At 45.4% G+C, this 14,101-nt stretch carries 17 protein-coding genes; 16 read left to right on the forward strand and 1 reads right to left on the reverse strand.

Annotation, left to right across the window (positions count from 1 at the left end; all coding sequences use genetic code 11):
- The first annotated feature begins 160 nt into the window (after positions 1–160).
- Both ACPV3A_RS22310 and ACPV3A_RS22315 read left to right on the forward strand, forming a co-directional pair.
- Positions 161–583, forward strand: coding sequence for a VOC family protein (locus ACPV3A_RS22310; RefSeq protein WP_426201211.1), 423 nt, complete (start codon positions 161–163; stop codon positions 581–583).
- A 48-nt stretch (positions 584–631) separates the two neighbouring features.
- On the forward strand, positions 632–1,468 hold the full coding sequence (locus ACPV3A_RS22315; protein ID WP_426201213.1) for a PIG-L deacetylase family protein: 837 nt from the start codon (positions 632–634) through the stop codon (positions 1,466–1,468).
- Between the two features lie 83 nt (positions 1,469–1,551).
- Here ACPV3A_RS22315 and ACPV3A_RS22320 read toward each other — a convergent pair whose 3' ends face one another.
- Positions 1,552–2,358 carry a lipase family protein gene (locus tag ACPV3A_RS22320; protein WP_194543780.1) on the reverse strand — a complete coding sequence of 269 codons (807 nt, stop codon included), beginning with the start codon at positions 2,356–2,358 and terminating at the stop codon, positions 1,552–1,554.
- 243 nt (positions 2,359–2,601) lie between these two features.
- Between ACPV3A_RS22320 and ACPV3A_RS22325 the strand changes: the two genes are divergently transcribed.
- The 14 genes from ACPV3A_RS22325 to ACPV3A_RS22390 all read left to right on the forward strand — a co-directional run bounded on the left by ACPV3A_RS22325 (position 2,602) and on the right by ACPV3A_RS22390 (position 14,062).
- Positions 2,602–4,152 (forward strand): tetratricopeptide repeat protein, encoded by a 1,551-nt coding sequence (locus ACPV3A_RS22325; protein ID WP_426201215.1) that lies wholly within the window; start codon positions 2,602–2,604, stop codon positions 4,150–4,152.
- Between the two features lie 244 nt (positions 4,153–4,396).
- Complete coding sequence (gene murI / locus ACPV3A_RS22330; protein ID WP_426201217.1) at positions 4,397–5,173, forward strand: glutamate racemase; 777 nt, start codon at positions 4,397–4,399, stop codon at positions 5,171–5,173.
- A 71-nt stretch (positions 5,174–5,244) separates the two neighbouring features.
- Complete coding sequence (locus tag ACPV3A_RS22335) at positions 5,245–5,568, forward strand: 3'-5' exonuclease (RefSeq protein WP_426201219.1); 324 nt, start codon at positions 5,245–5,247, stop codon at positions 5,566–5,568.
- A 335-nt stretch (positions 5,569–5,903) separates the two neighbouring features.
- A complete protein-coding gene (locus tag ACPV3A_RS22340) occupies positions 5,904–6,704 on the forward strand; it encodes a class I SAM-dependent methyltransferase (RefSeq protein ID WP_426201221.1) in 801 nt (266 codons plus the stop codon).
- A gap of 76 nt (positions 6,705–6,780) precedes the next feature.
- Positions 6,781–7,671 (forward strand): serine hydrolase domain-containing protein, encoded by an 891-nt coding sequence (locus ACPV3A_RS22345; RefSeq protein WP_426201223.1) that lies wholly within the window; start codon positions 6,781–6,783, stop codon positions 7,669–7,671.
- A gap of 110 nt (positions 7,672–7,781) precedes the next feature.
- Complete coding sequence (locus ACPV3A_RS22350; protein ID WP_426201225.1) at positions 7,782–8,894, forward strand: Gfo/Idh/MocA family protein; 1,113 nt, start codon at positions 7,782–7,784, stop codon at positions 8,892–8,894.
- Between the two features lie 392 nt (positions 8,895–9,286).
- A complete protein-coding gene (locus ACPV3A_RS22355) occupies positions 9,287–9,859 on the forward strand; it encodes a hypothetical protein (RefSeq protein ID WP_426201227.1) in 573 nt (190 codons plus the stop codon).
- A gap of 43 nt (positions 9,860–9,902) precedes the next feature.
- On the forward strand, positions 9,903–10,625 hold the full coding sequence (locus tag ACPV3A_RS22360; protein ID WP_426201229.1) for a hypothetical protein: 723 nt from the start codon (positions 9,903–9,905) through the stop codon (positions 10,623–10,625).
- Between the two features lie 25 nt (positions 10,626–10,650).
- Positions 10,651–11,133 carry an 8-oxo-dGTP diphosphatase gene (locus ACPV3A_RS22365; RefSeq protein ID WP_426201231.1) on the forward strand — a complete coding sequence of 161 codons (483 nt, stop codon included), beginning with the start codon at positions 10,651–10,653 and terminating at the stop codon, positions 11,131–11,133.
- A gap of 32 nt (positions 11,134–11,165) precedes the next feature.
- Positions 11,166–11,708, forward strand: coding sequence for an NUDIX hydrolase (locus ACPV3A_RS22370; protein WP_426201233.1), 543 nt, complete (start codon positions 11,166–11,168; stop codon positions 11,706–11,708).
- A 181-nt stretch (positions 11,709–11,889) separates the two neighbouring features.
- Complete coding sequence (locus tag ACPV3A_RS22375; protein WP_426201235.1) at positions 11,890–12,168, forward strand: hypothetical protein; 279 nt, start codon at positions 11,890–11,892, stop codon at positions 12,166–12,168.
- 136 nt (positions 12,169–12,304) lie between these two features.
- Positions 12,305–12,616 (forward strand): response regulator transcription factor, encoded by a 312-nt coding sequence (locus ACPV3A_RS22380; RefSeq protein ID WP_426201237.1) that lies wholly within the window; start codon positions 12,305–12,307, stop codon positions 12,614–12,616.
- Positions 12,617–12,735: 119 nt separating this feature from the next.
- Entirely contained in the window at positions 12,736–12,981 is a 246-nt protein-coding gene (locus tag ACPV3A_RS22385; protein WP_426201239.1) for a winged helix-turn-helix domain-containing protein, read from the forward strand.
- Positions 12,982–13,219: 238 nt separating this feature from the next.
- Positions 13,220–14,062 (forward strand): hypothetical protein, encoded by an 843-nt coding sequence (locus ACPV3A_RS22390; protein WP_426201241.1) that lies wholly within the window; start codon positions 13,220–13,222, stop codon positions 14,060–14,062.
- Positions 14,063–14,101 lie beyond the last annotated feature (39 nt).

Here is a 14,101-nt window from a genome sequence, read left to right on the forward strand (position 1 = left end):
AACCAGTTAATCACACTGGGTAACTTTTCGTTTTATGTTTTTTTCATGTCAACGATATGGAAAAGCAGTAGAATGGTATACAAGGTTCCTGGGCGTACCAATCGTACAAGAAGATTTATAAGAAACTAAATTGAAAAATCACATGGGTGGGGGAGAAGACATGTTACAATCCATTGTCCATATTGCATTAGTCGTGAAGGACTATGATGAGGCCATCGCATTTTATACCGAGAAGCTGAATTTCACCTTGATTGAAGATACATACCAGCCTGAACAAGATAAACGTTGGGTGGTCGTAGCACCTCCCGGCTCGGTCGGCACGACGATATTGCTTGCCAAGGCGTCCAAGCCGGAGCAAGAGCCATTTATAGGCAACCAGTCGGGAGGCAGAGTGTTCCTGTTCTTGAATACGGATGATTTCTGGAGAGATTATCGTGAAATGGTATCGCGGGGGATTGAGTTTGTAAGAGAGCCCAAAGAAGCGGATTACGGCATGGTGGCGGTATTTAAGGATTTATACGGCAATCTGTGGGATTTGCTGGAGTTGAAGGAAGACCATCCATTGATGAAACGGACGAAGTAATCGGTATATCGATCGTATATCCAAGAGCCTACAAGGAGGAAGCAACAGATGTCTAAAATTCTCAATGTGATTGTCATTGCAGCGCACCCGGATGAACCCGAAATCTATGCTGGCGCGATCTCGGCAGCTTACGCAGAGATGGGTCATCGGGTGAAGTTCGTAACGCTAACCGATGGATGCTGCGGTCATCATGAAATGAGCGGGCAGCAGCTGGTCGAACGTCGGATTCAGGAAGCTCATGAGGCTGCAAAGCGTCTTGGGGTGCTGGAATACGTCGTTCTGCCCATTCCCGATGGCGAATTGATGCCAACGCCCGAAGTACGCAAGGAAGTGATCCGTCAAATTCGCGGCTGGGAGGCGGATATCGTCATTACGTTCCATCCGGACGGTCCCGGTCATGTGGATAACCGCAATGTCGGGAAGGTCGTGCGGGATGCGGCAGATTTTGTTGCGAACGTACCGAATGCCGTCCCTGAAGTGCCGTCATTGAAGAAATCCCCGATATTCCTGCTGATGCCGGATTATGCGGCACGGGCGACGTACCAACCGGATATTGTTATCGATGCTGGAGGGGTGATCGAGAAGAAATTGCTGGCCTGCGATGCCCATGCTTCCCAATTCTATGAGTTTGCGCCTTGGCAGGGCGGTTTCTTGGATGCCGTACCGGATACCTGGGAAGAGAAGCGGGAATTTATTCTAAAGCATTGGGATCGGTTCCTGAGCGTCTCGGACGAAATGCTGCCTTCGCTTGCGAAGCAATATGGCCAAGACCTTGCAGCCAGCGTACAATATGCAGAGCCTTTCGAAATCGCGGATTATGGCAGAAGACCGAATGAAGCTGAAATGGAGATTTTGTTCCCGATGTTAACGGGTACTCATGTGTAATCTGTTTTTGGTTAGATCAGAAATAAAAGAGCGGATTCCCTTCTCAGGGAAATCCGCTTTCTTTTATGATCCGAAAAATAAGCTTATACCTTCTCTAAGGGGGATTCACCAACTGGACAGAATTCGGGATTCGTTGTACTTAAGCGTTCGGCAAATTCCGGCTGAAGCTTGGCAAGCTCCGCATAATAACTTCCGATTACATGATTGCCGCTCACCGATCCATTCTGGAAGGTCAACGGCCATTGGGTATGGACATGGCTGTAATAGTACTTCTTCTCCCGTTTAGGCATCTTGTAGATGTGAGGCGGGGCATGCGTTACGACGTCGAACAGGTTGGCGATGCGGCAGCTGTTTCGAACATACTTGGCGAAGGCCTTGGTAAAATCGAGATCTCCTACACGAGGGGACCCGTAGGTAAATACATAAGGGGATGGGTGGTCCGTGTTGGCGGCCGCATCGACTGCACATAAGGTTGCGAGCGCTCCTCCAAGGCTGTGGCCGGTAATGAACAGTGTTTTGTGTGCAGGAAGTCGGTTAAGTGCCGACATGACCTGGCCCCGAGCAGAGGCGTAGATGTTCGTGAAACCGCGGTGTGTGAGAGAAGAGTCCTTAATATATTTGAAGTTTTTTTGGGAGGCGATGGCATCAGAGATCCAGTTTGTTGTTGAACTGGTGCCCCGAAAGGCGATAATGATTTCATCCGGTGATTCCAGAATAAACCCAAAGCGCTCGGACACGCTGATTAAGGAGTTGGCCTCAATGGTGTCATAGAGCGAATAATTTAGCGGAAGGACAAATGAGCCGTCCGTGTTGCTGAATTGTGTATAGGTCTGTCCGCAGATCGCTGCCAAGAAAATGGCCCATTGTTCTCGTTCCATGCTCGTACCCATGCACATCCCGCCCTTCTGTTCTCCTACACTATATTAGGGTGTGGAAGGAAAGGTGCCTATACGCCTAAGAATGGCGAATTCGCCATCTTGCCCAGGCGCATACACGGGATTTTATCTTGAGAAGGTTTGGGTAGAATTAAGAAATATGGTACGATTCAATAGACGTTCTTGGTCGATCGGTGCATAAGCATGCACATCATCAGATTGTACTTTAATGATACATAGAGAGCAGGGTTATATAGTATGACGGACAATATTCAACAACGCTTCCGTTACAGTGAGGCACCCATCTGGGAACTACAGCGGAATTATTACGAAGAACTGGGGATGAAAGCCTGGAATAATGATCAGGTTCCGCAGTATATTACAAGCAATCCCATGATTGCTACGGCTTACGCCGAAATTATATTCGGATTCCTTCGGGACCGTGCCGATCAAGGCGAGCTAACCGAAACGGTGACGATTCTGGAACTGGGAGCCGGAGCCGGGCGCCTCGGTTATCACGTGCTGCACAAGCTGTGCGAGCTGAGAGATTTTGCGGGTATAGCGCTGCCCCCTTTCCGCTATGTTATGACCGATTTGCCGATTAAAAATGTTACGGCATGGCGTCACCACCCCGCCATGCAATCCTATATTGAACAGGGGCTCCTGGACTTCGCGAGGTTCGATGCCGTGCATGACACGGAAGTGAACCTGGTGGTATCGAAGACAACGATACGTCCTGGAGATTTGTTGCAGCCGCTGCTGGTTGTCGCGAACTATTTCTTTGACGGTATTCCGCAAGAACTGATCTATGTGGGGGAAGGAAAGATTTACGAGAGCGATGTTGTCATCGAGTTTCCCGAGCAGCACGACAAGCTCAAGCCGGCTGAAGCACTGGAACGAATGAAACTGGCCTACGAGCACCGCCGTGCGCCCAGATACGAGGAGGACACTTACCCGTACCGTGATGTCATTGCCTACTACCAGCAAGAGCTGGAGGATTCGCATATCCTGTTTCCGGAGGTAGGATTGACCTGCATGGAGCGTCTGAATCAGTTATCAACGTCGGGTTTCATGCTTCTCACGGCGGATAAAGGAGATCATCATATCGATAATTGGAAGTTTGCCGAACCACCGCAATTAATTTACCATGGCAGCTTCTCATTAACGGCTAATTATCATGCGCTGCAGCATGTGTTTGAGCAAAGGGGCGCACATGCGATTTTCCCCACGCAGCATTATAAAAATATTAACGTCGGCTGTATCCTCATGCTGGAAGCACCGATGAGTTATGCGAATACTCGGATCGCTTACCGCCAATTTATCGAACGCTTCGGGCCTGATGAATTTTTCAGTATGAAGGAATGGATCGACCGGAATATTGAAAGCATGGGCATGCAGCAAATATTGTCTTTTTGGCGATTGGGTGGGTATGACGCCGAGTTCTTCATTCAGAGCGCGAAGCGCATCTCGAATCTGCTGCCGGATGCCAATGACGAAGAAATGCTGGATATTCGAACAGGCATCTATAAAATGTGGTCGTCGTACTATGTGATGGAGCAGCGTTATGATCTGGCATTGGACGCGGGGCTGGTGCTGTTCGAGATGGATATGTACGAGGATGCAAGGTTCTTCCTGAAGGAATCCGTGGAAACGGACGAAGACGAGCCGGTGCCAACGGTTATATATTGCTTGGCGATCTGCTGCTATGAGCTTGGTCTCGACGAAGAGGCTCTGGAATACACGCGTGAGGCGCTCGTTCTGGAACCCGATCATGAAGAGGCTTTGGCACTGTTGAAATGTTTTGAGTAATACACGCATTACTTAATCTTCGCGAAGGAAATTGCGTATTTTTCTCGGAATTGCATAGAACGACGCACGCGACCCGGCCTCTGAGATTACAATAAGGCTGGGTCGTTCTGTATTTTGAACTAGATCCCATTTACGATTCCATTCATACAGATGGCCCTGCGAGGATTGTTGGAGTGGAGTATAATGTATAAGGACATTTACGTAATGATGCTGACAGAAAAACATACAACGATAGGTGAAAAACATGAGAATAGCTTTTTTTGATTCAGGTTTAGGCGGTTTAACCGTGTTATCGGAGGCAATGAAGGAGCTGCCGCAGGAAGATTTTTTGTTTTATGCGGACACTCTCCATGTGCCTTATGGTACCAAAGCCAAGGAAGACGTGAAATCTTACATCCATCATGCGATGGAATCGATCATGAAGGAAGAAGTCAAAGCCATCGTCGTTGCATGCAACACGGCTACAAGCATGGCGATTTCCGATCTGAGAAAGGCTTATCCGATCCCGGTTATCGGGATGGAACCGGCCGTAAAGCCGGCCGTCGAAATTAATCGTTCCAGCGGGAAGCGAATCCTGGTGCTTGCCACACCGCTGACCATAAAGGAATCGAAGTACAGGGATCTGGTTCGACGAGTCGACAGCATGCATATCGTGGACTCCCTGCCTCTTCCGGAGCTGGTAGAGCACTGTGAGGCTTTGAATTTCGATCAAAAGGTCATGAAGGATTACTTTACCAAGCAATTCGAATCCTTCGATATGAATGAGTACGGCACTATTGTCTTGGGCTGTACCCACTATCCATTTTACAAAAGCATCTTATCGGATCTGCTGCCGGATCACATTCGCATGATAGATGGCAGTAAAGGAACCGTGAACAGACTCATTCAGGTTTTAAGTGACAATGATCTGCTCAGCTCCAGCGGCAATCGGGATGTTACGCTATTCAATTCGAGGCAATCCATGGAGTACACAGAGAAGATGAAGAAAGCGCTGAGCATTTATAGGGAAATAGAGGGATAAGGTAACTCGATGCTGTATGGCTTTATGCGGCATATCAGATTACTTCACAATAAATTGGAGGGGGATAAGGGGTGGGAATTCGCTTTTTATCCGATGTAGAATATGCCGTTTCAGGCTTGGCAGTCAACGAAATTTTGAAACAAAGGTACTGTGTATTTGATTTGGAATCAACGTGCATCCACCATGAAACGGAACATATTACGCAGGTGGGTGCCGTTATCATTGAGAACGGTATCGTTCAGGAATCCCAAACCTTCAACTCGTATGTTCAGCCTCTAAAGCCCATTCCTGAAGCCGTTGAGCGTTTTACCGGCATATCTAATACAAATGTAGAGTCTGCCCCGAGATTGAACGAGGTTTACAGCCGTTTTATCGAATTTATCAAAGTACTATAAGGTGAGTGATCGGGGCCTAAAGCGACATGATGCGCTAGGTGACAGTATTTTGATCGGGCGAATCTTTTTAAGCATATTAGAGGAGTTTCAGGCGAGGAATTTACATGATATTCATTTCAAAGAAGAGGTTGTGGTCAAAAGGTTCCAGATAACGCCCTTGGTTTAAGGGATTATTGAGGTAAGGAGCAAAAGGTCTAAGCTTTATGTATACTCTGTGGTAGAGTTCAATTACATATAAATTCTCCGTATCCTGTCAGGCGTAGGTTGTAGCATAATAGCCGAATAAATGTTTAATTATGAATACGCTTGCGTTTGGCAGGCAGGGAGGTTGCAAGATGAAGGGACAAACGGATATCGTTAAAAGATCTTGGGACGAATGGTCAGACTCGTGGTACGTAGGATATCGAACCGAAGAGGTCATTTCCAGCATCATAAAACAACCTGCTTCCGCGTTTCACACTACTACATTCTCGATGATCATGAAGGTATTCCCAGACCTTCGGGGCAAACGGATATGTGTTCCTTCAAGCGGAGATAATCATGCCGTGTTTGCTTTTCATCTCATGGGGGCTCACGTCACTTCATGTGACATTTCGGAACGGCAGCTCGAGAACAGCTCAGTTATAGCACGGAGATATGGATGGGATATTGAGTTCATCTGTGACGATACCATGAAGCTGAGCAGCATCAAGAGCAATGAATATGATTTTGTCTACACATCGAATGGGGTCCATGTATGGATTCATGATTTGAATTCGATGTATACCCAGATCCATCGAGTTCTTAAACCTAATGGGGCTTACATCATGTATGATATTCATCCATTTATGCGCCCATTTGGAACCAGCTCTACAGATAAGATCCATGTGGTGAATCCATATGACTACACGGGGCCTTTTGGAGAAATACCAACGTATAAGTGGCGTATTCAAGATATGTTGAACGCCATGATGTCATCCGGTTTTACCGTTAAACATATGGAAGAAATGTTCGCAGTAGACGGTAGGTTCTGGGTGGATGAATCCAAAGGCGAGGCTAGTCGTTTGTCTGATCAAGAGATGGAAGATTTTTGTAACTGGAAACTGAACCCGCTTGCAGCGCTTCCTCAATGGTTATCGATCTATGCAACGAAATAATATAACAGAATAACAGACAACATATGACCCGACCTACGTTCTAAAGGCCGGGTTATGATGTTAGAAGGGGACTTTTATGGGCAATCCTTTCGAGAAACTAATATCATATACACAAACTTCTCAGGAGAAGTATGGTGCTTCTGCCTCCGCTTTGTTCATCATTCAAGATGGTCAAGTCGTAACGGAATGGTATTCCGGTCAGCATCATTTTAAGCGTGGTGCATTGCCGGTAACCAGGGATTCGATGTTTAATCTATATTCAATCAGAAAGTCATACGTTGGCATGGCAACAGCCATAGCGGTTACAGAAGGGAACATCTCCATCGATACGGTTGTCTCTGATATCGTTAAGGATATGGCGATAAGCGATTTAAAGGGCGTGACCATCCGAGATTTAGCCACCAAAACCAATGCGAAGTACTTTGGCCCCCAGCGACTCGAACGCGAGGAAGTCGCAGGAAAACTAATAAAAGCGATCACAGGCAAGACGATCGCTCAATTAATAACAGACCGGGTATTTCAACCACTGGAGTTGAACCATTCGGAGTGGGTGTCTGTGCCGCAAGCTCGTTTGGTATGTGATTTTCAAGCTGCGGATGGGTATGCATCCATTCGAATAGAATCCGATGAAGGCTGCGACCGGAATTTGTATGCCAGCGCAAAAGATTTGGCGATGCGGGGATATCTGCATCTATGTCAGGGAACCGTTCATAACCAACAACTCCTATCCAGTGAAGTAATTCGTTTAATTAACCAATTAAGAGTTGAAACTCAGGATCAACACCGGGTTTTTGGATGGTACTATCAAGAAAAATGGTTTTATGCTTCCGGAGCCGCCGGCTGTCATTGCGTAGTTATCCCTGAGTTCAATGCGGTAGGGGTTCGGATGTTGAACAAATATACGGAGAATTATAGTGAAGATCAGACCATGTTTAATGAAACATTATACGAGTGTTTGGGGTTATAAAAGGTAGGGCTGAGAGTGCAATAATAAACCGGTCATATCACAATGACAGATACACGCGCAGTAGCACGTGCTGTTCCCGATCGTCCAAATCTTAGTTAAAGGTGATGTCCATGAAAAAGATGAAGCTTGGCATGATCGGCAGCGGCCATGTCAGCGATCGTTATTTTGAACAGGCGGCAATGCTTGAAGGCGTGCAGATTGTAGCAACATACTCCAGAAATTTGGAGAATGCGGAGAAGAAGGCAGCGGCATATGGAATTCCCGGATGGTATGACGATTATCGACTCATGCTGGACCAAGAAGATCTGGATGGTGTAGTGGTTACAACCCCTCATTCCATGCATGCTGAGCCGGTGCTGGCTGCGCTGGAGCGGGGAGTGCCTGTTCTGAACGAGAAGCCGATGGCGACCACATTCGAAGATTGTAAACGTATGGTTACGTTGGCAGAGGAGAAGGGGCTTATTTTTATGAGCCTACCTTTTGACTTGAATCCCGTCTTTCTAGCTGCTGTCGATTACATGGATGAGCGATATATTGGAAAAATCACAGGAGCGGAAGCACAACTCTCCCTACCCGGCCCATGGCGGGATAACTGGTATTATAATAAATCTGTAGCGCATGGGGGTGCGGTACTGGATTGTCTGGCTTATCCTGTTAGCCGTCTCATTGGTTTGTTAGGTCCCGTTACAAGTGTGATGGCTGAAGTCAACACGCTGATTCCTAATCGCATCGTTGGCGGTGGTAAGAAAGTAAATAGCGATGTGGATGATAATGCGACTCTCATCCTTCAATTTGCAGGCGGGCAACATGCCGTTGTTCGCTCGTTATGGGGAATGTCCTTCAAGCAGAATAATACGCTGATCTACGGACGAAGAGGTACTATTGCTCTAAACGACGGAGGGTATCCTTTGGTTGTTCACACATTGGAAGATGCCATTCCGGATGCAGAGCCAGTCCATTGGCGTGGAAATGATAACTGTTATGTGCCGTATCGTCGAATTCATGAACAACGAGATGAGAGTGTTATTGCTCATTTTGTACGCTGCCTTCGTACGGGTGAACAACCTGTCCAGTCTGCGCAACAGCAGCTGCACGTGCATGAGATTCTGTTCGGCGCCTATCAATCTGCGGAAACCGGTGGGCGGTACGCATTGACGACAACCTTTACGCCAGCGGTAAAATTGGACCCACACATATGGGATACTCGTAGTCGTTTTATTTAGGAGGAAATAAGAAGAGGGTGAAGAAAATATGGGCAAAATCTATTGTCCGGCCCAAGCATGATAAAGGGGTTCGCGATTCGATGCTGCCTGATAACAAATATTATTAGAGATGAATCTAAGAACGAAAGGATGCATTCTAAATATGATCGGTTTTATTATTATCGTTATGATAGTTGGCTTGGCCGGAATAATCAGCAATCAGTATTCTGCTCTGAGAAGAATGGAACGCATGCAGCGTTCACTGGATGAACTTAACACAAGAATACAAGAGATGAACCATCATCCTAAACCGTGAAATTGTTTATTTGTGGAGCGAGGTTAGTCTTCCTTAACGAGCAGAGAAGGAATCTGGGAGCGTATTCGCCTTAATACAATCAATGTGGGAGTATGATATGAACCCTTTTAAGCATTCAAATAAAGAAATCAGAACGAAGTTTGAGATCGATTTGCTGCACCAGGCACAAGCCAAAGAACCTACGAAACCACCACATCCTTGGCGTCATGAGGTTATCATTCCAGCTGCGGGGTGTATTGCGTGCGGGTGGGATGCCGATGAGAATCTTGTTCTAATCAGCAGCAATGGATACAGTATTACGCAAGCCAAGTCAGGAACCTTGATTCACAGAGAGCGGGATTCTGATGTAACCGAAGATCATATTAGCGAGAACTACTTGAGTTTTCATATTCCGAAGAGCGGACAGGACATTCCTATTTTTGGATTTGAGTCTGGCGATGGGATTCACATCACGCACGATGGTTGGATGCTGGAAGTTATTCACCCTTGGTGGCCAAGGGCTTCCGTCGTATTGGATCAGATATTTGTCCCTAACTATGAGTATCTTAAACAAGCCGCGATGATCGATTTGAACCGGCTGGATGGAAAAATAAAATGCGGATTTTCGCCTTCTGGTCGACATTTCGTTATTCTGGGGTCTGGCGGAGCACTTTTGTATTCGAGGGAGTAGTTGCCTGGAGTGGCTATACATTGATCGCATTAGAGAGGTCATCATGTCTAAACAAAGTCTCAGAGATTTGATCTATGTGAATGGGAAGGAACAACATAACCAGTGCTTTTATTCCTACGGAATTGAATTTTATGAATTCATGTCATGTGTAAGTAACCGACCAGAGAATCTGATTCTCCTTAAACATAAATTCGAAGATGCCCAGTGGAGTATTCATTCCAGATTAGATTATGTGACGTCTCAGGAACTTGATGGATTAGTGGAAGATAGCATATACGATTATGGGGATTTTTGCTGGGTTGATTTTGAGAGGGAAGAAGATCTGGTTAAATTAACAAAACTTCAAATTGCGGAATTATTAACCTTCGCCCATCTTGCCGAGCCCTTACATGAAATACCGAAAGCTAGGTTTGCTTACTATGCGCATGATGATGGATGGTTCAATAAGCTGTATGTATCTGATCTTGAAGATTATAAGACCCTGTTGTCTAGGGTCATCGTTTCCAAATTACATAGATTAACACGGCGGAAAATAGAAGGCCTTCCAGATGACATAGCCGCCATGCTTCTGGAATCGACGAAGGAAGGCTTATTTATCGATTTTTCGAAAATCGTTAAAAGCAAAGCGGGTATAAGCATACCCGTTACTGCGGTTGGGCACTACCTGGATATGGATAAGGTATATGAATTTAGAGATGAAATCACCGAGTACAAGATATGGTTAACTTACTCGAACAGGAAATGGAGCTTTGTCAAAGTAAACTGAAACGTTGTGGATAAGGAGAGATAGAATGTCTAGGCCCCCAATAACCTATGGCATGTATACCATGTGCCTGATCCAAAAAGATGATAAAGTGTTATTAATCAATCGCCCAGACAAGCTGGGTTTTCCCGGATATCTTGGTCCTGGGGGGAAAGTGGAGTTTCCTGAGAGTATTTCAGAAGGTGCTGTGCGTGAGGTTTTTGAGGAGACAGGACTGATCGTGAAAAACCTGGTGTACAAAGGATTAGATGAGTACGTGGTTCCTCAGACAAACTATCGTTACATGGTATTTAATTATTTGGCGGACTCTTTTGAAGGCAAGCTGTTAGCGGATCCACCGGAAGGTGAGCTCGTGTGGGTACCGATTGATGAAGCAATGGATCTACCTATGCAGCCCTGGTTTAAACGAAGATTCCCCCTATTCTTTGAAGAAGGAACTTTTGAAATCTCTATTGTCTGGGATGAGGATGGACAGAAGCCGATTGAAGAGAAAATCAAAAGCTTAAGATAAGGGCAACGATCCAGAGGAGGGATCATTATCAGATGATCAAATACAATATTTGTTTTGTTCGGCGCGGTGATGAGGTTTTATTGTTGAATCGTAAATCACCGCCTTGGATGGGTTGCTGGAATGGCGTGGGAGGCAAGCTGGAGGCGAACGAAACCCTGCGAAAATCGATGTTACGTGAACTGGAGGAAGAGACAAATATACAAGATTACAGTCTAACCTTTAAAGGGGTAGTGACTTGGTCGGTCAACGGCTCGATTACGGGTGGTATGTATTTATATCTAGCAGAGGTGCCTGAGGATTACAGTTACCCTACACCGATCGCAACAGCTGAAGGAATATTGGATTGGAAACCAGTGAGCTGGATAACCGACGATGCAAATGCTGGAATTGCAGCTAATATACCGGGTTCGCTCGAACTCATCCTACATGATTCGAATTGCTATGATCATCGATGTACATATGAGGACGGTAAACTGGTCGGACAAACGCCGTTTCCGATCAGTTCCTCGATTGAAATGGATGAAGCGATGAGAGAGGCGTGGTTAAATCATCGGGGAGAGGGAATTGCAATTTAATCACGTTAGAAAAAAAATCGAACACCACATGGCTCGACCTAAACAGGATATATCTGAGGTCGGGTTTTGGCGATTATTGCTTATAAGTGGTACACCCATCGCTGGCATATTAAACGTTAAAGAGCCGCGAGGACGAAGGAATGAACCAGAACTACAATACATCAATCACGGAGATAAATACATGATGAACAAATTACTTCAAAAGGCGTTTGTCCCCACCTCCTACGGACTCTTGCTTGCAGTGATCTGGATTCCTATCGGTATTATAATCTACATGAACTATCTAGCAGGCGTCATTACTATGAAATACATCTTGTGTTTTTTACTCGGGTTGCCCCTCATTGCCATTTTGATCGGGTTAATTTGGTTTCGAAAGAAATCGGGGTATTCTATTTTTTCTGTTTCATTTTTGGTTCTGACCCTTTTGATTACGGTACTTATTCCTATTATTTTCGAATAAAACCATGCCATCTCATAGACTCTGGAGCGCTGATGCTCCAGGGTCTTTTTTATGACAGCAGTAAGTTTATCTTAAGGTCCTCTTAACGTAGATTTAACATTGGCAACCGTATAATGGTGGGGAGGTGGTAAAAGAGATGCGTCTGCTAATAATCGAAGATGATCGTGAATTATCCTATGTCATGAAAGCCGGGCTTGAAAAAAGCGGGTTTCATGTCGATGTTGCCAACCAAGGGCTTGAAGGTGAAGATAAAGGGTTTGCCAACCGGTATGATGCTATTTTGCTTGATTTGAATTTGCCTGACAAAGACGGGATGGAGATCCTTTCCTTTCTACGTGAACAACATATCGACACGCCAATCGTTATTGTTACGGCACGGGATGAAGTCGTTCAGAGAGCACTGGGATTAAACACGGGGGCCGATGATTATATCATCAAGCCCTTTTGATTTTGTCGAGCTTGAAGCCCGCATTCAAGCCGTCATCCGCCGCTATTATGGGCGAACGAAGAATGAGACTGATATCGGCCGCATTCGAGTCCGTTCCCGTACACGGAAGGCCTACATAGATGGAATGGGAGATCGCATTGTCCGCCAAGGAATTTGATATATTGGAGTATTTAGCTAGCCGAAGCCTGGATATCGTATCCGCGAGGATATTGCGAGCATGTGTCGATGAGTTTTTTGACCCGTTCTCGTCGGTGCTAAGGGTGCATATTGCAAATTTGCGCAAGAAATTAACGCTGCAAGGTGGACAGGGGCTGCTGGTCACTATGAAAGGAAACGGGTATCAGTTATGCGGACAACCTCGATGAAAGTTAGCCAAGTTCTTCTGTAGGGAAGATTTCGAGGAGTGGTTCCGGAATAATCAGAATTAGTAGAAGTGTGGAAATTGAGAAGTACAGGACCAAGGATGGATCCTGGGTCAATCGTGAGTAAATGGAACCAAAAAGAACCTCCCATTGGTGAGGTTCTTTTTGGTTCCTTCCCGAGCACAAATCATCTATTATAGAGGGAAGGAAAATTCTTCTATTTGGAATTGAGGCGATATTCTTGTTTGGGTATATGAAAGAATTTCATGAATATTATCTGAAGCTCTTACAATTAGCAGAATACGAGATGGGGACAGACGAGAAGGGTATAGCATATGGGTACCAGCGGCCTAGCTCACACGAAGATTTGATTCTTTTGAGAGAAAAGTATCTTTTGGAACGGGTAGCAGGAACGGGAGATGAGCTATCTCAAATTAAAAATCTAACGCAATGGGTAAATGAACGGCTTCCACATGGGAATGTAAGGCCGCCGGAGCAAGTTAATGCATTACATGTCTTGGGGCTTTCAGATTCAGAACCTATCCAGATGAATTGTTATGTGATTGCTACTGTCTTGAATGAAGTATTCTTGAGCCCAGGGTTCCATTCTCGCAGAGTTCATTGCAGATCCTATGATGCATATGATTTGGATAGCCACGTGGTAACACTTGTTTATTCTAATACGCTGAGCAAATGGGTCTGCATGGATGGTTCATGGAATTGCTATCTTACCGATGATAGTAGAATTCCTCTTAGTTTAGAGGAATTTCGGGAACGCCTTTCTTCCAATCAGCCCGTCTGGGTTAATGGTGAATCGACGGAGACAGACTGGAGCATTTTTTATAAAGGTTATATGGCCAAAAATATGTTTTGGTTTTACAGTCCTGTTGATAGTGAATACAATTATGAAGCTCGTATGGAGAAAGACTACTGTGCCTTATTGCCGGAGCACTTTACTCCAATTGAACTGATGAGAGAAATACCTGTACATCAAAGCGTACAAATTAGTAGAAACCCGCAAAACTTTTGGAGTCGTCCATCCACCATAATGGATAAACCAAGAGAAAAGAAGGTTATGGCATAGTTACCGTTATTAATATTACTTGTATAAAAACATGCTTTG

Origin of the sequence: Paenibacillus sp. Dod16, assembly GCF_049893405.1 — a bacterium.
Classification (GTDB): Bacteria; Bacillota; Bacilli; order Paenibacillales; family Paenibacillaceae; genus Paenibacillus_AQ.